Genomic DNA, 19,630 nt, shown 5'->3' with positions numbered 1-19,630 from the left:
CTAAAACCACATTACGCCAGACGGCGTTTCTGCATGTTTTTCCAGATCCACAGCCCGGCAATCGCCAGCGCGAATACCACACCAAATCCGATACCAATCGCCACGACCGGCGCACCCGCCATGACCACCAGCGAATAGAGACCCAGCATCAAAAGCATAGCGGTGTTTTCACCCAGATTCTGTACGGCAATCGCATTACCGGCACCGACAGAAATTTTACCGCGATGCTGCAACAGGGCGTTCAGCGGCACCACGAAGAAACCGCCCAAAATCCCCACAACAACCAGAACGATGTAAGAACTCAGCATGCTGGTTTGCAGCGCAAATACCACGACAGCGATACCAATGGCGACACCGGCGGGCAGACAACGCTTCACAGTGTCCAGGCGGATTAATTTCGCCGCGGCTCCCGCACCAAACACAATCCCGATCGCCACCATCGCGTTCAGCAGCGTCGGCGTTTTGTTATCGGTGATACCCAGCGCCACCGGCACCCAAAGAACCAGCAGGAAACGCAGCGTCACGCCCGCACCCCAGAACAAGCTGGTGCCGACCAGCGAGAAGCGCGTTTCGCCATCCTGCCACAAGGTTTTACAGGCAGAGAAAAACGTCCGGCTCATTTTTGCCGGATTCCACGACTGCCCCGGACGCGCCGGATCCAGCTTTGGAATAAACCAGTTTGCCGCCACTGCCGCGCCGTACGCCAGCACGCAGATCCCGAGCGCCGCCAGAATGCTCCAGTCAGCCAGTGCGCCACCGGCAACAGAACCCAGCAGGATCGCGGCAATGGTGGACGCTTCCATCAGACCGTTGGCTTTCACTAACTGCTCACCGCTGGCGATTTCACCGAGAATGCCGTATTTCGCCGGTGAATACGCCGCAGCGCCAATACCAACCAGCGTATAGCCGAGGAACGGATTCATACCGGCGCAAATCACCGCTGCGCCCGCCAGTTTCAGCAGGTTAGCCACCATCATCACGCGGCCCTTCGAGAAGCTGTCCGCGAACTGCCCGACAAACGGTGCGAGGATAATGTACGTCGCGACAAACGCCATTTGTAAAACGGGCTGGCTCCAGTCGGGATAAAGCTGCTGTTTGATCAGCGCCAGCGCGGCAAATAACAGTGCGTTGTCACCGAAAGCGGACAGGAACTGCGCCACAATCACCGCACTCATACTTTTTGACATCAGCGGCGATGCCGCCTTGACTGGCTGGATCATGCCTCAGTCTCCGGGTTTTCTGCCATCTGGCGCAGGGTGACAAAATCGGGTTTACCGCTGCCGAGCAACGGTAACGCTTTAACGACACGAATATCACGCGGTACCGCCAGTTCCGGCAGCCCGAGTTCACGGGCAGCTTTGCTCAGCGCATCACGACGCAATTCAGTATCAGTGGTAAACAACACCAATGCCTCGCCTTTGCTGGCGTCACTGCGCGACGTCGCCGCATGCTGTTTATCCGGTGAAGCCTTGATCGCCAGTTGCTCGACGCTTTCCAGCGACACCATTTCTCCCGCCAGTTTGGCAAAACGCTTCACGCGACCACGGATGGCGCAGAAACCTTTTTCATCCAGCGTGACGATATCCCCGGTGTCATACCAGCCAGCCTGCATTTCACCTGCGGCATTCTCAGCCTGCGGAGTTTCCAGCACGCCCGGATTTTCCACGCGCAGATAGCCTTTCATGATGTTCGGGCCACGCAGTTGCAGACGACCGCCCTCTTCAATCCCCGGCACGGTAATCAGGCGCGATTCCATCCCCGGCAGAATTTTGCCGACGGTATTCACTTTGGTCGCCATCGGTACGTTGATGGCCACCACCGGCGCACATTCGGTCACGCCGTAGCCTTCGAGAATGCGGATACCGAATTTGTTCTGCCAGATTTCCTTGGTGCTTTCAGCCAGTTTCTCAGCGCCAGCCACCACATAACGCAAACGGGCAAAATCATACGGATGGGCAAAGCGGGCGTAATTGCCCAGGAAGGTGGAAGTCCCAAACAGCACGGTACAGTTCTGGTCATACACCAGTTCCGGCACGATGCGATAATGCAGCGGGCTTGGGTATAAAAATACGCGTGCGCCGGTGATCAGCGGCGTCAGTAATCCGACGGTCAGGCCAAAAGCGTGGAACAGCGGCAGCGACGACATAAAGCGGTCACGCGGCGTAAAGTCTGCAACAGTCCGGATTTGCTCAACGTTCGCCAGCAGGCTGGCATGGGAATGCACCACACCTTTCGGATTGCCTTCCGAACCGGAAGTAAACAGTACCAGCGCCGCATCATCAGGCTTTTGCGGCAGCATCGCACGACGCGGGAAAATCAGATGGAACAGGATCCACAGCTTATCCTGCGTGGTCACCGTGTCTTTCAGATCTTCCAGATAGACCCAGTTCGCCTCAGGGACATTCTCCGGCAGATGCGTCAGTTTGCCTTTCTCAAGGAACTGGCGGGAGGTAATGATGGTTTTGATCTGCGCAGCTTTCATCGCGCTTTGCAGCCCTTTCGCCCCGGCGGTGTAGTTGAGCAGCGCCGGAATACGGTTGCGCATCGATGCGCCAAACAGCGCCGCCGCCATGATGGTGGCGTTCGGCAACAGCATGCCGACTTGTTCACCTTCACGGGTGAAACGTTGCAGGATACGGCTCACACCGAGGCATTTTTTCAGCAGGCCCTGATAGGAATCTTCTTTGAACGCGATATCGGCGATGCAAGGTTTGCGGCGGCCATAACGGGTTTGCGCGGATAACAACGCCTGATACAGCGTTTCCGGCTCGCGGGTATCCATGCGCGCCTGCATCATGATTTTATGCAGTTGCTCACCGGCCAGCACACGGCGGTCGCGGGAACGTGGCGCATCCGGCATCGGGATGGTGGTCGGCGGCAAAAGATTGATAGTGACTTTCGGGAACCAGCGGATTTTAAAGCTGCCGAACAAACGGCCAAAAGGTGTGTATTCCGGCCCGTCGATACGCACCGGGATCACCGTCGCCTGTGACTTCGCCGCCACAAAGGCCGCGCCGTCGTAAATCTTCATCAGTGAACCGGTCACCGTGATACGGCCTTCCGGGAAGACAATCACCGGACGTCCTTTTTCCACTTCGCGGATCAGATGCTTGATCGCCATCGGTTTGGTCGGATCCAGCGGCATGAAGTCCACATACGGTTTCAGCCAGCGCATAAACCAACTGTCCGTGATGTTGGAATACACTGCAAATACCGGTTTGATCGGCAGGAAAAGCACCAGAAGCATGCCGTCAATAAACGAGACATGGTTCGGCGTGAGAATTAATCGCGGGTAATTAAAGTCGTTTTTCACCGGGGTCACAGTGACCCGGAACATCAGACGGAAAAGCCACCTGAATGCGGCGAAAAGAAAGTTATACATGTTTGCCATCTCCTTATGTGTCATCCCTGATCTTGAAAGAAAAAGGTTGGGGAAACAGCATACTATAAGCCGTTGTAAAAGACGCCAGTCAGAGAGAGTTTAGGAGGTTGCTTAGCGACGTGCCGGAATTGAAGCAAAAAAAAACCTACGCATCCGCGTAGGTTGGTGCAAATTTAATCGGTATCAACATGCAGAGCACGTTGATGATTCACCAATCAATACCTCTGGGACGTTCAATTTAGCTGTTTTGTACGAACCACAGCCAGCAGGCAATCGAAACATAATTCCGCAAAGTGTAACGAGTGGTGAAAATGAGTCCGATTTCTCTTAAATCGGGCTAACCATCGAAAACTACTTTAAATAATTTCAACTTCAACCAGACAACTCATGGCATTTGGCCCCTGCGTCAGACGCGATGTGCCGATATCCAGCGTCAGCACATTCGGGTTGCCCGCCTGCTCGGTTTCCTGCCATTTGCCACCAAAGCCCGGATCAAACCAGGCGCCGGTGGACATCAGTACTACGCCACGCGTGATCCCGTCGTTAAGCGAAACACCCGCCAGACAACTGCCGCGCGCATTATGCACTTTAACCCGGTCGCCATTTTTCAGCTGACGGCTGCCCGCATCTTCCGGATGCATAAACAGCGTTTCCTTCCCGGCGGTTTTGTTCGACTGCGCCAGTGGCGATTGATCGAGCTGACTGTGCAGGCGATCTTTCGGCTGAATGGAAATCAGGTGCAAAGGCCATTCTTTGGCGCTTTCAGCACCCAGCCATTCGACCGGCGGCTGCCATTCGGGATGCGGCGCGAAATCTTTATAGCCGTAACCGGCGATGGTTTCAGAGAACAATTCGATTTTGCCGCTGTGCGTGCCGAGCGGATTAGCGCGCGGGCTTTTGCGGAATTCCTCGAAGAACACGTAATCTTTTTCCGGCATCGGCAGTTCAACAAAACCGCGCTCCCAGAACGTTTCGAAGTCCGGCCATTCCACGCCGGTGCCTTTCTGCGCTTCACCGCACTGACGGTAAATATGGCGCAGCCACTGATCTTCATTGCGCCCTTGCGTGAACTGCTCGCGATAACCGAGACGATCCGCAATATCCGCGAAAATATCAAAATCGTTACGCGCCTGATGCTGAGGCGCTATCGCCTGATGCATCGCAAGCACGAAGCGGTCACGCGATGAACCGCCGATATCGTTACGTTCCAGCGAGGTCGTCGCGGGCAGCACGATATCCGCCATCTGCGCCGCTGGCGTCCAGACGTTATCCTGCACAATCACGGTGTCCGGCTTCTGCCAGCCCTCCACCAGCCGGTTAAGCTGCTGATGATGATGGAACGGATTGCCGCCCGCCCAGTGGACCAGGTGAATATCCGGATAAGTCAGCGTCTCGCCCTGGAATCCATACGGCTGACCGGGATTGAGCAGCATGTCGCTGATGCGCGCCACCGGAATCGACAGTCCTGACGGATTCGGTCCGGCGCTGACCGCCGGGCCCGGCGTGTCATAACGCGGATTGCCGACGCTGTTCATCGAGCCATGACCAAACGAGAAGCCGCCGCCCGGCAAACCGACCTGCCCGAGCATGGCGGAAATGGCGATCATCATCCAGTAAGGCTGCTCGCCGCGATGGGCGCGCTGCACCGAATAAGAACAGGTAATAAAGCTGCGCACGCCGATCAGATCGTCTGCCAGACGCGCAATACGTTCTGCCGGAACGCCGGTAATATGGGCCGCCCAGTCAGGCGTTTTGGGGATGCCGTCGGTTTCGCCGCGCAGATAGGCGGCAAGTTGCGGATAACCGACGCAATGGGTGCCAAGAAACGCGTCGTCCTGCGCTTCCTGGCGCTGAATCTCATACGCTACCGCCATCATCAGCGCCGCGTCCGTGTTCGGGCGGATCGGGATCCACTCCGCATTCACAAACTCCGGGCAGTCGTCACGCATCGGGCTGATATTTATGACACGCGTGCCTTTCTTCGCCAGCTGCTCCAGCGCCGGTTTCAGGGTATGTTCCACTGCACCGCCGGAAGCGACCTGCGCGTTTTTCAGCGCCAGACCACCGAACGCCACCAGAATGTCAGCATGTTCGACCACGCTCGGCCATGACGTCACACGTCCGGTCAGCGGGGTAAACGTGCCGATAACATAAGGCAGAAAGAACTGCGCCGAACCCCAGCTGTAGTTGCCCTGCTGATCCACACCACCGCCGCCGGTGAAATAAAAACGACGCACCAGAGAACGGGCATGATGCAGGCGACCGGCCGATGACCAGCCGTAAGAACCATTAAAAATGCCGGAAGCGCCGTAACGGTCACGCACGCGTTTGTTCTCTTCCGCCACCAGATCCAGCGCCAGATCCCAGTCCACTTCGACAAAATCTTCACGTCCGCGTAGCGAGCGATCGCTGTTCTCATGGTTTTTCAGCCACGACCGGCGCACGGCAGGTTTACGGATACGTTTGTCGGAATAGACCAGCGGCGCAATGGAATCGAGCAGAGGGGAAGGATCGGCATCCGCTTTATAAGGTTCGCAGCGGATTAACCGGCCATCTTCCACCACGGCGGTGTACGCGCCCCAGTGGGCCAGTTGCGGATAGCGTTTAATAGACATTATTTCTGTTTTTCTCAGCGCAGATAAATGACTTTAAAAATACCATTCACTGCGCTGATAACTCAAAGCACAAATGTGGATAAACAGAAAAGGTGACCTGTTCCCCCTTCATCCTCATTTACTAAGACATGCTCATTCAGGCCTGTGGCTGAGCGATGACCGGCGGTAACCAGCTGTTATAGCCAAAAGCACGACGGCCAATGACGATCAACATCAATCCTAATATCAGCGCAAAAACCAGAATGATGGCGATGATTTGCAACGGCATAAAGCTGCCTGCCAGCGCTGTCACCGCAAGACCGCTAACCGGGACCGAACACATATTCATCAGGCCAATCAGCCCCATGGTTTTTCCCAGATGTTTCTGCGGAATAATCTGGCTGCGTAAGGTGCGCAGGTAGACGCTGAATGCACCGTCAAACGCCATCAGTAATGCGTAACCTGCCAGATACATCGCATAATCGAGCGAAAGCGACATCAGGGCACCTGACAATATCATGCCGCAAAATGACAGGGTTCCCAGCGTGGAAAGCCCAAAGCGTTTGGCAATGCGCGGCACAAAGAAAAACGTAATGATGGTGACCAGCGCCGCCGAGGTCTGTAATACACCAAAGTAACTCTCAGGCAGATGAAACTCTTTAAGGATCACCGCCGCACTCACCACCAGCGCCGCACCGTAGACCAGATTGACGACCCAGGTCAGCGCACACAGATGCAGCAGGATTTTATTCTGCTTAAGTACCTGAATCGCCGTAATATTGGATTGCACAATGGAACGCAGACTCATCTTCTCTGCCACTTCCAGGTCATGCGTTTCGAGGAACAGATAGTTGATGGCAGAGACAGCAAACAGCACGGCGGCACAGGCTAAAATCGCCCCTACGCCACCATAAACAGAAATTGCCACGGCCAGCGCCGGGCCAAGAACCTGCGTGGTCTGGTCGACACCCTGCAACATTGAATGCGCTTTCGGCAGAGTCTCTGCCGGGATATGGCGCGGTAACAGTGCCTCAGTGGCGACAAAGTTCAGGACATAGGCTACCGACAGCAGCGCCATCATGACCGCCAGCACCGGGAATGTGGCGCCGGGATGAAAGGTCAGTGTCAGGAAAGCGATCACCATTAACACGCAGCGTCCGGCTTCCACGTTAAAGAAGATAAAACGGGGCTTGATACGGTCAGCCAGAAAACCTGAAAGCGGGAAAAACAGAATGCGCGGCAGCCATTCAATCACGAATGCCAGCGACGAAAAGGTGAGAGAACCGGTGGCTTTTAAAATCGCCAGCGGCACGGCAAACAGCAGAAACTGATCGCACAGTGACCCGGCAAAGCGGGAAAAGACGAAACGTTTTAATCCAAAACGATCACTGTTCATATCATTGCTTTCCTTAAAGAAGTTCGGGAGCCACCACAAATGAGGTGGCTCGGGTGATATCAGATCTGACGGAGGGTAAACAGCGAGCGGGCGTATTGATCGGCAATGGTTAAATGCTCATCAAAACCCTGTTCTGCGGCACGCTGTGGCCAGAAATACTCCACGGAACCTTCACGGGTTTTCCACGACACCAGCTTTTTCGACAGATCCAGCGGCTTAGCGGTCACCTGCATATTCACCACATGATCCGGCAGGCTGGCGGGCAAGGTGATTTTCTCAATCACACCCACGTCGGCTTTAATAAAAGCAACGGCGCTCAGGCCGCGAGGTTCGAGCGTATCCGGCAGCGGTTTAAGTTTGTTCAGATGGCTGAGTACGTGCAGTTCATACGGGTTGATACCGTAGGTTCTTTCCACCAAATCCATAATGGTGTCGCCGCCGGTGCGTGCGCCCACTTCGATGATTTTGATTTCACCGGCAGGCGTAATACGGGCTTCAAAGTGCGCCACCCCGTAACGGATCCCCAGTGCATGACAGGCCCGTTCAGCAATGTCACGCAGTTGCTGATTGTCACTGTGCAGCGACGGCATGCTGTGGCCGACTTCAACAAAATTCGGCTCTTCACCCAGGTATTTGTCGGTAACTGCCATGGCCCGGTGATAGTCGCCCTGATTGATCACCTCAACGCTGACTTCCTGCCACGCCGGAATATATTCCTCGACCTGGAACAAGTCTTCTGGCGCAAAGGATTCACCATTGAGTGAAATCACATCGGTAACGCAACGGGCAAACACTTCTTCGATTTCCTGTTCGTGAGTGATTTTCAACACGCCCAGGCTACCCGCCAGTTCACGCGGTTTGATCACCACCGGCAGACCGAACTCTGCGATCAGGTTTTTCAGTTCGTTGAGCGTACGGAACGCCGCGAAGCGAGGCACCGGCAGGCCAGCGGCTTGCAGGATTTGCTTCATCACAAATTTGTCACGGCAGTTGGTGATCGTCTGGCAATCATTTCCGTGAAGCTGGTAATGCTCAGTCAGAAGGCTGGCGGCGCGCACGGTGAAATCGTTCATCGGGATAACCGCCGCAGGGGTTTCACCGGTTTCCTGTTGATGAGCCTGTACAGCACTCAGTACAGCCTCTGCATCGGCCACATCCCCCGGAATAAAGCCGTCGAAAAATTTGATGGTCGGCGTGGTGCGATTTTTTGCCATCGTCAGTACCCGCATTCCGCCTGAGGCACGTAAAGCCCCGGCCAGCACACGCTCACGTAAAGCAAACTCACCGCCAAGGATCAAAATATAGGTGTTGTTCATAATAAAACTCCTGCAAGTCAGTAGTGGCCGTTATGCCGGCCATCGGATTAAAGGTCTTTACCAATCGTCCAGCCGCCATCTATAACCAGCGTGGAACCGGTCACAAATCGCGCATCGGAAGAGGTGAGATACATGGCCGCTTTTGCCACATCCTGCGTTTCGCCGAGCACAGGCAGGAACTGACCGCGCTGGATCTTCTCCATCTGTGCCGGGTTGTCGTAGTAAGGTTCGGTCAGCGGTGTGCGGATTACACCGGGCGCAATGGCATTCACCCGGATTTGATGCTTGCCGTATTCCAGCGCCAGCTGTTTTGTCAGGCCGATCACGGCGTGCTTTGATGAAACATAAGCGGTGCGATCCGGCTCGCCCATCAGACCGGAGACCGAGGCGATATTGACGGCATTGCCCGGCAGGTTATGGCGAACCAGTTGCTGACAGAATGCACGTCCGGCAACAAAACTGGCGGTCACGTTGACGGCAAAAACACGTTCCCACAGCGACAGTGATAATTCATCGATGCGGCAGATTTCACGCGTACCGGCGCAGTTTATTAAGACATTGTTATCGCTGGCGTATTCTGCTGCTTCAAATACGCCATTCAGACGCACTGAATCGGTGATATCCAGCTGGTGGTGAACGTATTCAGGTTCATTGGCGAAAACGGACGGGGAACAGTCGATGCCCTCTACCGCATAGCCCGCAGCCAGATAGGCCGCCACCATCGACTGACCGATACCACTGGAGGCGCCCGTGATAAATGCTTTATTTTTCAGTCTCATGCTGCTTCCTTCATCGTGCGCTGGAACGTCACCAGAATGATGTCACGCAGTGCCGTCTCTCCCGGCTGGCGGCAGCCAATGGGGGTCACCGCATGGTATTTGTCGTGATTGACCACCAGCGTGTCGAATAACGCCTCCAGACGCAGTACCCGCTCAATATTTTTAGGGTTCGGGGCAATCAGATTGTCGCCACCCAGCATGTTGTCGGAGGCATGGATCAGGTGAACAAACACCACATCCTCATCATCTTTATGCAGCCAGACGGGCGAGCTGTACGCCGGCGCATCGCACTGCGCCTCATAGCGGAATAAATGAATACCGACGGACAGCTCTTCCAGCGGCCCGATACGCTCATAGGCTTCAACAAAAGCGATGTCGTCCTGCAAAATTGCCTGCATCAGGCGGTTAGCAGTAATGTTTTCGGGCAGCAAAGGATAATGGCGAACAATACCTCCGGTATCCGGATTGTATTTTTTGGTTTGCTTATATTCCGCAAAATGGCCAAAACTGAGTTCACCCTGCTCATTACGCCGGCATTGCGCATAACCGCGCCAGCGATTTCCTGCAGAATAAGGATCCAGCGTCAGTTGTTCATACGCCAGTTTCAACTGTTCAAGTTCAGAAAGAAAAATATCTTTATTATCGTAATTCACATCAGACAATGTCTGATAATAGCCACCGGGAATAAATGCATACCCTCCGGCGGCAAGATGATTAACATATTCCATATAAGACTCGTTATTAATTCAGGACAAAGAGGGAAAGTATCACCAGGATTAATTCACTCCTGTTATGTCCAATACACCACTTTGCTGTTATTGAGTCTGCCAATAAAGCGCCCGGCCGTAAGACGACTTCCCTGACTGACGCTGCTGACACCGTGCAGATGACAGGCGTTCATGAAATAAATATCCCCGGCATTCAGTCGCACTGACAGCGATTCCACTCCCTGTAACAGGTGCGGGGGATACGGATAACCGGTGTCCGTCACGCCAAAGCGGGCGCGGCAAGGCTCATCCGGATCGAGGTTCCACATCTTCAATTCGCCTCCGCCCTGCGCCGCTTCCAGACACACATTAAACGCGGTAACCGTCATTGCATCGGCAATTTCAAAATCATCCTGTTGTGCAAACTTAAGCTGGGCGCGGTCTTCATGAGGCATCAGCGACATAACACCGTTATCCAGCCAGCGACGGAACGTGGCAAAACAGGCGTAAGAATTTTTATAACGCGCCGGGCCAAAATGGATGCCTTCATCCAGGAATAAATCTTCCAGCGTGCGGTTGAGGAACAGGGACTCGGTGGCATAGCTGTCTGCGACGGACATCAGTTCTGCAACACTGCCGTTGACCCGGTTAACTTCCGCCATATATTGCTCGCCGTTACGGGAAAACTGTGTGGCGCCAATCTGATTGGTCAGAACAAAACCGTCATCGGCGCGGTTTCCGCCACCGTTGCGATCCACCATCTGATTAAACTTTTCTGCTACATCCTGGCAGATTTCTTTATTCGCAAAATTACGGATAATATACAGAACATTACCCTGATGATGACCGTGCAGAATAATATTCTTGATAACACTAAAATCGACATTATCAGGCTCAGTTTCTAAATAACTGAAGCCCTTTTTTACTGAACCGGACAATACCATCTCTTGCTGTTTTTCAGCCAATAATTCACTCATGAAGTTCCTGCCAAAGAATATTAAAATGATAATCGCACAAAAATTTTGTTATTAATTAATCTGGGTAAGTAATATGTCAGATAAATAAAGGCGAATACAGCATCCCACCCTGAGACCATAAATTATTATCCCGACGTTCCTGATTAAGCTCTGAGTATTTACCTAAATTACGCTGGAATATTTCACCGTAATTTCCGACCTGATGAATGATCGCGCGGATAAAATCCGGACGCAGCCCCAGATTTTTACAATGCTGTTCTGACGGATAAAGGAAAGTACGCAGGTATCCCGTCGCCTCCTGACTCATTTCCAGAATGTTTTTGCTGGTGATCTGTAAGTTTTCCGCTTCTATCAGCGTACGCATGATCCAGGTCACCGCTTTCAGCCACTGCGTATCATGAGAGGACACTGCCGGTGACATGGCTTCCAGCGAGATGCGATCCTGCAAGATAATGTGCGCTTCTTTATCTTTCAGCTGAGCACGTTCGCCGGCCAGCAGATAGGAATCGAGACAGTAAATATTGCATTCGCCCAGCTGATAAGCCTGACGAGCCTGCGTCGGCGAATCAAACAGTCGGATCTCGCAAGAGAGATTTAAATTTCCAAAATAACGCTTCAGGTTTTCTTCGGTGGTTGATCCCCGCATGGCTGCTATCCGGCGCTCGCGGGTATACTTTGCCTGTTCAACGGGTTCGAGCAAATTACTCGCCGGCGTCATCAGCACTTCACCATCAAACAGCATCGGATGAACAAAACTGACTTCTGACTCAGATTCACGCTGGAAGGTGATGCTGGAATTAAATGACCCCAGGTCAATCACTCCGTCACGCAACGCCCGAAACCGATCGCCGGACTGCAACGGCATATAATGAATTTTTCCGACATCACCTAACACCGCCACCGCGACCGCCCGGGCTAAATCAATGTCGAACCCTTCCCAGCAATTGTGTAATGCATTGCGAAACGACAATCCTTTAAAACCCAGACTAACGCCAACATTCAGCACATCGTGCTGGCGTATCCGTTCAATAACCGTTTGGTTCAACATAGCTAACCTATTAATTAAATTGACTATTGTGACTGGTTCTCACCAGAGATTGCCTCTGTTGAACATCATACGGCTTGATGATAATTTGGATAGATATTCCAGAAACAAAAGAGCTATGCGTGAAAAGCACAAATGAGTTAGCCGAACTCCTTCCCAGTTTGTCCGTTTTTATTCAGGTGGTTGAAAAAGGTAGTTTTTCTTCAGCAGGACGGGAAGCTTCGCTGGCTCCCTCATCGGTGAGCCGGATGATTGACCGGCTGGAGAAACGCCTCAATGTGGTGTTATTTACCCGCTCGACCCGCTCTGTTGCCATCACCGAGATCGGACTGGAAATTTATCAGCAGGCGCTGACGGTACTGTCCGCCACGCAGACACTTTTCTCCCGGGCGGATAGCTTCAGCGATACCCCTCAGGGTGTTTTGCGTATCACCGCGCCAAATACACTGGGTAAGATCCTGCTCACCCCATTTCTGCCCGCCTTTTTACGCCGCTATCCAGAAATAAACGTCGAACTGTCGCTGACCGATCGCGTCACTAATTTGACGCAGGACGCCTACGATCTGGCACTTCGCGTCACCGAAAGTCCGCCGGAAAATATGGTTGCCCGTGCCCTGATGCCTATCGATTACGTACTGGTTTGTGCTGCGGATTACGACGAAGTGCTGCCCGATTTCCCGGCTGCGCTCACCAAACACAACATTTTTTTCCCCGATGAACGGCAATTTCGCGGTGCCTGGCGTTTTTGGCACAATGATATAATGGAGACTGTGACGCTGGTTCCACGGCTGATGATCAATAACAGCGACGCCATGATTGATGCCATCCTGCAAGGTGTCGGCATTGCGCTGATCCCCACTTTCATCGCCAACAAATATATCGCGAATGGTAAATTGCATCGCGTGTTGCCTGAATGGCGAGTGGAGAACCCCCTGCCGCGCAACACCTACGCAATCACCCTGCCCAATAAACTGCTGCCGCTTAAAACCAGAGTATTTATCGATGATTTTATGCAGTGGATTAAGGAGGAAGGTAGAGTTTAGCCAGAATGAAACGGGACTGACGTGTACGCTGGAAATCCTTTCCCTGCGAAATCTCTGTCCCTGCCCCGCCTCCTCCTTCGCAGAGGAGGCCAAAACCTTCCGGTATTTTTCCCGTTACATTCCGCTTACATCCCAAAGTTGCGATCAGCATCCTTGCAGCCAGCGGTCTTTTCCGCAAAACTGGTCAGTGTAAACGATTACCCTCACGGAAAACGGAAGTGTTATGGCGACGATTAAGGATGTAGCAAAACTGGCAGGCGTATCGGTTGCGACCGTTTCACGCGTAATAAATCATTCCCCGAAAGCCAGCGACAGCTCGCGGGAAGCCGTACAGAACGCCATGCAACATCTGCAATATCACCCGAATGCCAACGCCCGCGCCCTGGCTCAGCAGGCGACCGAAACGCTGGGGCTGATCGTGGCCGATGTTTCCGATCCGTTTTTCGGTGCGATGGTCAAAGCCGTCGAACAGGTCGCCTATGCCACCGGCAATTTTCTGCTGATTGGTAACGGTTACCATAACGTGGAAAAAGAGCGTCAGGCCATTGAGCAGCTGATCCGCCACCGCTGTGCGGCGTTAGTGGTTCACGCCAAAATGCTGCCGGAAGATGAACTGACCAGCCTGATGCAGCAAATCCCCGGCATGGTGCTGATTAACCGCACGTTGCCGGGCTTCGAACAACGCTGTATCGCCCTCGATGACCGTTACGGCTCCTGGCTGGCGACCCGCCATCTGATCCAGGCCGGACATCAGCGCATCGCGATTTTATGTTCCAACCACGGTATTTCCGATGCCAGCGACCGTTTGCAGGGGTATATCGACGCGCTGACGGAACACAATATTCCGGTCGATGACAAGCTGATTGCTTACGCGGAACCGGATGAAATTGGCGGCGAAAAAGCCATGGCGGATTTACTCGGACTGGGCAAAGGATTCACGGCGGTGACCTGCTATAACGACCCGATGGCCGCCGGTGCATTATCGGTATTAAGCGATAACAGCATTGATGTGCCAGGTGAGATTTCGCTGATTGGCTTTGATGATGTGCTGATTTCGCGCTACCTGCGCCCGCGCCTGACCACGGTTCGTTATCCGGTGGTGGCGATGGCGAATCAGGCTGCGCAACTGGCATTAGCCCTGGCAAACGGCCAGCCGCTGCCGGAAACGACCCATATGTTCAGCCCGACGCTGGTGCGCCGTCACTCGGTAAGCAGCCCGTCGAATACCTAAAGCGACTGGTGATAGACGCGCACCGGTTTGTCCGGATAATCCAGCGCGTCGCCGATATATTTCCAGCCAAAACGTTCGTAATAGCCGGTAAATTCGGCGTAGAGATACAACTCATGAAAGCCGCTGCGGCGGCTCTGCTCCAGCACAAATTCCTGTAACTGCTGCCCCAGCCCGCACGAACGATACGCTTCATCCACGTATAACGCGGCCAGCCACGGCGTCAGATCCTGACGGCTGATCAAATCGCAGCGCCACAATCCCACCGTTCCCGCTAATGTCTCTCCGTCGAGCGCAATAAAGGTTTGCGGCAAATCTGCGCCGGTCAGACAGCTTTTCACCACGCTGGCAAAAAACGCCCGGCTGTTTTCGCTGCCAAACGCCTGCCACAGCCAGTCTGTTACCGTATCGGCAAATTCCGGGCTTTCCGTGAGATTAATGATTTTCACCGCGCTCAGACCAGCTTGCCCTGGAAAATCGGCACTGACTCAAACAGATAACCGTCAAACTCCGGTGCATCGACATCCGACAGTTCCATCAGCGTATTTTTGACGTTTTCCATGTGCTGCCACATCGCCTGATACGAGCCCATCACGTCGCGGCGGCGCAGTGCGGCCAAAATATTCTGATGATCAGCCAGCCATTTCAGGCGGTAACCGCGGGTAGCGATATGGCTGTGTAACTGTTTCCACAGCGGGCTGGAATCGCGGTGCATCCAGATATTTTTCACCGAATCGAGCAGCATCTGGTTTTGCGTCGCACCGGCAATCAGCAGATGAAACAACCGGTCGTTGTCGCCGCTTTCATCATTGGCGACGATGGCGATTTGTTCCTGCTCCAGCGTGCGGCGCAGGTTTTCGATATCCGCTTTGGTGGCCATTTTGGCGGCAAACGCGGCAATATTGCTTTCGAGCAACTGCCGCGCCTGCAGGATTTCAAAGGGGCCAATCTGCCCCTGATACATCAGTTCGTCTTCGCCTTCTTCCTGAGAAGGAATGCGGATCACGTACACGCCGGAACCCTGACGGATATCCACCGTGCCTTCCAGTTCCAGCATCAGTAAGGCTTCGCGCACGATCGTCCGGCTGACACCGTAGGTTTCCGCCATATTGCGTTCGGGCGGCAGGCGGGATCCTACGGCGAAATGCCCTTGCTTGATTTGCTCACGCAGGTCGTGCCCGATTTCCTGATACTGCTTTCTGTCCTGCGAAACCACACCTTTTTCCACACAATCACCCTGATGCAAAAACAATAAAGACCGGATGTTACTGTATCAGAGATAGCGCCTGATCCAGCACTTTTGCACCGTTTAACGTGCCGTAAGCCACCATGTCGATTACTGCAATCGGGATACCGTGCTCATCAGTCAGCTTTTTATTCTCCGCCAGCTTAAAACGCACCTGCGGTCCGAGCAGGACGGCAACAATATCGCGGCCATAAGCGTCCAGTTCATCGCGCAGGTTATTTTCCGGGATGGCGTAAATCTTAAATTCCAGACCGCGCGCGGCGGCTTCTTTTTCCATTTTGGTGACCACCAGTGACGTGGACATCCCTGCCGAACAGGCTAAAACGAGTCGTTTCATAGTGTTTTCCTTAGGTTATTTTTCCTGGTCATCGAGCGTTAATGACAACACACCACTTTCACTGAGCGATTTAAACCAGTGAGATGATTTCTTCTGACGGCGATCACGGTTGTTATCAAGATCAATTTCAATAAGACCGTAACGGTTTTTAAACGCGTTCATTGGCGAGACATTATCGGTAAACGCCCAGAGCATATATCCCTGACAATTCGCACCGTCTTCCCGCGCTTTTAATGTCCAGTAAAGATGCTCGGCAACAAATTCAATACGATAGTCGTCCTGAATTTCCCCGTTTTTTGCATCGCGGAACTGACCTTCATTTTCGATACCCATACCGTTTTCAGCAACAAACCACGAAATATTTCCGTATTCTGTTTTAATACGCATCGCCATGTCATAAACAATTTTTGGATAGATTTCCCACCCGCGCGACTTATTCATCCGCCGACCGGGTAATTCGAAATGTTCGTAGTAATACGCCGGATGGAACGGCGTGTCTTTATTCCACTCGCGGGATGGGGCTTTTACGCGGTGCGGATAATAAAGATTAATACCCACTTCATCCACGGTGTTATTACGGATAACCGCCAGTTCTGCTTCAGAATACTCGAAATGCACGCCGTGCTTTTCGAGTAACTCCAGCAATTCCTGCGGATATTCCCCTTTAATCATCGGATCCAGAAATACGCGGTTGTAGAATAAATCGTATAAATGCGCCGCCTTTTGGTCATGCGCCGCCGATGAGCGGGCGTACGTCACTTCCGGATTTAAAATCACCCCGACTGTGCCTGCGACGTTATATTTTTTGCGATGGAAAAGCTCGACCACTTTGGCGGTTGCCAGCACTTTGTGATGATTCCACTGCATCCATTTGGCGGTGTTTTGTTCGAACGGCCAGCGGATCGCATCCAGATACACGCGGGTCTGCACCACCACCGGTTCGTTGAAGGTAAACCAGCGGCTGACTTTTCCGGCATAGCGTTCAAAGACTTTTTCCGCGTAGAGCACAAACAGTTCGACGACTTTTTTTGAGCTCCAGCCATCGTATTTTTCAATCAGAAACGCCGGTAACTCGTAGTGCTCCAGACACAGCATCGGTTCGATGCCGTTGCGTTTCATCTCATCCAGATAGTCGTCAATGTAGGCGGCGTATTCTTCATCAACGGTGCCCCGTTCGTAGTCGGTGAAAAAACGCGACCAGTTAACCGACGTGCGGTAATGCGTCAGTCCGCTGGCTTTCATCAGCGCCACATCTTCTTTGTAGCGGTTGATGAAATCGGTGGCTTTCGCCGGGCCGTAGCCGTTGTGCCAGACATGGCGGTTGTTTTTGTACCAGAGATCCAGATACGAATCCTGCCCGTCTTTTTTGCCGCTCCAGCCTTCGGTCTGCCACGCAGATGCCGCAGCACCGAGAATAAATCCGTCAGGAATGGCGATTGAAACCTTACTCATAACGTCCCTCTTTTTCCGAATGGTTTACGCCGTAGCAGCCTGTTTCTGGCTCTGTTGCAGGGCTTCCAGCTGCGCCTGTTCGGCACGGCGTGCAGCCACTTTCACAAACGGCAGATAAATCAGTACCGCCACCACGATGCAGCCAATCTGCGTGACCACCGCGCCCATCGACCCCGCAGTAGAAAGCCAGGCGTTGATAATCGGCGGCGTGGTCCATGGCACCATGACGACGGCACGTCCGGCGAAACCAAGGCTCGTCGCAAAATAACCGATGGTGCCGGTGATCAGCGGCGTAATAATGAACGGGATCGCCAGAATCGGATTGAGCATGATCGGCATACCGAAAATTACCGGTTCATTGATGTTGAAGAAGCCTGGCCCGAGAGAAAGCTTGGCGATTTCGCGCATCTCTTTACGCCGTGTGGCGAGCATCACCGCCAGCAGCAAACCGATGGTGCAACCGGAACCGCCGATACTCATATACACATCCCAGAACGGCATGGTGATAATGTTCGGCACTTCATGGCCCTGCTCAAACGCCGTCATGTTGACCATGATCGCGCCAAGCAGCAGCGGTTCGCGGATCGGTTTAATCATCTGGTTGCCGTGAATACCGATCACCCAGAACAGCTGCGCGACAAACATCAGCAGCAGGATGCCCGGCAGGCTTTGCATCACCGATTCCAGCGGACGCTGAATCACCTGATACACCGCGTCGTACAAATACATGCCGGTGACGCGATGGAAAACAAAGCCAAACGTCGCGACGATAACCACGGTAATAATGGCGGGAATTAACGCCGAGAAAGATGCCGACACGTTTGGCGGCACGCTCTCCGGCATTTTTATACGCAGGCCGTTTATCCGCTCGAGACGGGAATAAATTTCAACCGACAGAATGGCAATAAACATGCCGAGGAACAGGCTTTTGGTATCGGAGAACTGTTTGGCCAGTACATCTTTGACTTCCTGCATCTGGCCATTGACCATCATATCGACGGTGGTCGGCGTCACGGCAATAAAACAAATTACCGCCAGCAGGCCGGGAAATAACGAACGTGAGCCGTTAATTTTACCGAGTTCAATACCAATTAAAAATACGGCACCGATGGTCAGAAAACTCAGCGTGGCGTAGTTAATACTGCTCATGATCGGCTTAAGCGTTGCCAGCCAGGAGAACATTTCAAAATGGGCTAATCCGTTTTTCGGATCCATCACCATATTAGAAATTAAAACTGAGAATGCCCCCACAATAATAACGGGCATTAACGTGATAAAAGACGCCTTAATAGCCATGATATATCTGAGGCTATTAAAGGTATTGGCGAATCCCCCGAGAGAATCGATAAAGCGGTCTTTCAGTGACATGACAGCACCTCATTTTCTTTTTTCTATACTTCACAGGTGTTGGTTTCGTCTTCACCTTTTTATATTGAATGAGGATTAAAGGTGTCGTCCGAAGCTGAGTCAGAATCCGGTTCTGTTAATTATCCTGTCGGCCACTTTCCGGCGAACTTTCCGTAATGTGGCATGCCAAAAAATAGCGGAATACGAATTAATTTCTGTGACAGCGTTCTCACATGTGAATATTGGAATTCCAATATGATGGATTCACACTTTTCTGGTATACCAATTTGGAGTTTTCGATGGAATTCGATCTGGAACAAACGGTGATGGAGTTATTGATCAACGCCGGAGAAGCACGATCTAACGCAATGATGGCAATTCAGCACGCACGTAAAAAAGAGTGGGCACAGGCTGATGCGATGCTGAAAGCCTCGGACGACGCGGCGCGGGTCGCACACAAAGTCCAGACGCAACTGATTGGTCTGGATGAAGGCGTGGGCAAAATCCCGGTGAATCTGATTATGGTGCACTCGCAGGATCATCTGATGACCGCCATGCTGTGCCGTGATCTGGCCGAAGAGATCGTGTTACTGAGAAAAGAGATGTTTGATAAGTAAGCTCCCTCCCCTGCGAAGGGGAGGGCTGGGGTGGGGTATTAAGGTCCAAAACAAAATTCAAAGTGTGCTTGTTCTGGTCTAGTAAAAGTTGACACCCCATTAAGCGGCGACCTCATATTCGTTTGGTGAAAGACCACCAAGATGGGTATGAGGTCGCCACATAT

17 protein-coding genes are annotated in these 19,630 nt (G+C 52.9%); 3 read left to right on the top strand and 14 right to left on the bottom strand.

Annotation, left to right across the window (positions count from 1 at the left end):
- Positions 1 to 11 precede the first annotated feature (11 nt).
- From lplT to EC840_RS23580, 9 genes are all read right to left on the bottom strand, one after another.
- Positions 12 to 1,220 carry a lysophospholipid transporter LplT gene (gene lplT / locus EC840_RS23620; RefSeq protein ID WP_112288295.1) on the bottom strand — a complete coding sequence of 403 codons (1,209 nt, stop codon included), beginning with the start codon at positions 1,218 to 1,220 and terminating at the stop codon, positions 12 to 14.
- Positions 1,217 to 3,382 carry a bifunctional acyl-ACP--phospholipid O-acyltransferase/long-chain-fatty-acid--ACP ligase gene (aas, locus tag EC840_RS23615; RefSeq protein WP_132967264.1) on the bottom strand — a complete coding sequence of 722 codons (2,166 nt, stop codon included), beginning with the start codon at positions 3,380 to 3,382 and terminating at the stop codon, positions 1,217 to 1,219. Before aas ends, lplT begins: the two co-directional genes overlap by 4 nt.
- Positions 3,383 to 3,738: 356 nt before the next feature.
- Entirely contained in the window at positions 3,739 to 5,997 is a 2,259-nt protein-coding gene (locus EC840_RS23610; protein ID WP_132967263.1) for a molybdopterin guanine dinucleotide-containing S/N-oxide reductase, read from the bottom strand.
- Between the two features lie 136 nt (positions 5,998 to 6,133).
- Positions 6,134 to 7,372 carry an MFS transporter gene (locus EC840_RS23605; RefSeq protein WP_129638920.1) on the bottom strand — a complete coding sequence of 413 codons (1,239 nt, stop codon included), beginning with the start codon at positions 7,370 to 7,372 and terminating at the stop codon, positions 6,134 to 6,136.
- A gap of 59 nt (positions 7,373 to 7,431) precedes the next feature.
- Entirely contained in the window at positions 7,432 to 8,688 is a 1,257-nt protein-coding gene (locus tag EC840_RS23600; RefSeq protein ID WP_132967261.1) for an ATP-grasp domain-containing protein, read from the bottom strand.
- Between the two features lie 47 nt (positions 8,689 to 8,735).
- Positions 8,736 to 9,467, bottom strand: coding sequence for an SDR family oxidoreductase (locus EC840_RS23595; protein WP_132967258.1), 732 nt, complete (start codon positions 9,465 to 9,467; stop codon positions 8,736 to 8,738).
- Positions 9,464 to 10,195 carry a 3(1)-hydroxy-L-isoleucine 4-dioxygenase HilB gene (gene hilB, locus EC840_RS23590; RefSeq protein ID WP_132967256.1) on the bottom strand — a complete coding sequence of 244 codons (732 nt, stop codon included), beginning with the start codon at positions 10,193 to 10,195 and terminating at the stop codon, positions 9,464 to 9,466. Before hilB ends, EC840_RS23595 begins: the two co-directional genes overlap by 4 nt.
- 62 nt (positions 10,196 to 10,257) lie before the next feature.
- Positions 10,258 to 11,151: an L-isoleucine 3(1)-dioxygenase gene (hilA, locus tag EC840_RS23585; protein ID WP_112288289.1), complete on the bottom strand. Its 894-nt coding sequence runs from the start codon at positions 11,149 to 11,151 to the stop codon at positions 10,258 to 10,260.
- A gap of 76 nt (positions 11,152 to 11,227) precedes the next feature.
- The gene (locus tag EC840_RS23580; RefSeq protein ID WP_113877588.1) at positions 11,228 to 12,199 is read right to left on the bottom strand and encodes a transporter substrate-binding domain-containing protein; all 972 of its coding nucleotides are present in this window, start codon (positions 12,197 to 12,199) and stop codon (positions 11,228 to 11,230) included.
- Between the two features lie 119 nt (positions 12,200 to 12,318).
- Between EC840_RS23580 and EC840_RS23575 the strand changes: the two genes are divergently transcribed.
- Positions 12,319 to 13,239, top strand: coding sequence for a LysR family transcriptional regulator (locus EC840_RS23575; RefSeq protein WP_113877587.1), 921 nt, complete (start codon positions 12,319 to 12,321; stop codon positions 13,237 to 13,239).
- Between the two features lie 223 nt (positions 13,240 to 13,462).
- Entirely contained in the window at positions 13,463 to 14,470 is a 1,008-nt protein-coding gene (gene galR, locus EC840_RS23570; protein WP_112288286.1) for an HTH-type transcriptional regulator GalR, read from the top strand.
- Here the strand turns inward: galR and EC840_RS23565 are convergent.
- From EC840_RS23565 to EC840_RS23545, 5 genes are read right to left on the bottom strand one after another with little or no spacing between them, the layout of a single operon-like run.
- Complete coding sequence (locus tag EC840_RS23565; protein ID WP_129638915.1) at positions 14,467 to 14,916, bottom strand: GNAT family N-acetyltransferase; 450 nt, start codon at positions 14,914 to 14,916, stop codon at positions 14,467 to 14,469. The two genes, galR and EC840_RS23565, sit on opposite strands and share 4 nt — an antisense overlap.
- Before the next feature lie 5 nt (positions 14,917 to 14,921).
- The gene (locus tag EC840_RS23560) at positions 14,922 to 15,695 is read right to left on the bottom strand and encodes an FCD domain-containing protein (protein WP_095923259.1); all 774 of its coding nucleotides are present in this window, start codon (positions 15,693 to 15,695) and stop codon (positions 14,922 to 14,924) included.
- A 37-nt stretch (positions 15,696 to 15,732) separates the two neighbouring features.
- Positions 15,733 to 16,050, bottom strand: a complete 318-nt coding sequence (locus EC840_RS23555) for a PTS sugar transporter subunit IIB (protein ID WP_112288284.1) — start codon at positions 16,048 to 16,050, stop codon at positions 15,733 to 15,735.
- A gap of 15 nt (positions 16,051 to 16,065) precedes the next feature.
- Positions 16,066 to 17,502: a glycoside hydrolase family 1 protein gene (locus EC840_RS23550; protein WP_132967254.1), complete on the bottom strand. Its 1,437-nt coding sequence runs from the start codon at positions 17,500 to 17,502 to the stop codon at positions 16,066 to 16,068.
- 24 nt (positions 17,503 to 17,526) lie between these two features.
- Positions 17,527 to 18,870, bottom strand: coding sequence for a PTS transporter subunit EIIC (locus EC840_RS23545; RefSeq protein ID WP_113877584.1), 1,344 nt, complete (start codon positions 18,868 to 18,870; stop codon positions 17,527 to 17,529).
- Positions 18,871 to 19,148: 278 nt separating this feature from the next.
- Here EC840_RS23545 and EC840_RS23540 point away from each other — a divergent pair, with 278 nt between their 5' ends.
- Complete coding sequence (locus EC840_RS23540) at positions 19,149 to 19,466, top strand: PTS lactose/cellobiose transporter subunit IIA (protein WP_015696044.1); 318 nt, start codon at positions 19,149 to 19,151, stop codon at positions 19,464 to 19,466.
- Positions 19,467 to 19,630: the final 164 nt, after the last annotated feature.

The sequence above is a fragment of the Rahnella sp. JUb53 genome (genome assembly GCF_004346065.1).
Taxonomy (GTDB): Bacteria; Pseudomonadota; Gammaproteobacteria; order Enterobacterales; family Enterobacteriaceae; genus Rahnella; species Rahnella variigena.
The sequence above is the reverse complement of the archived record's forward strand: the minus strand, read 5'-3'. Positions and strand labels throughout refer to the sequence as shown.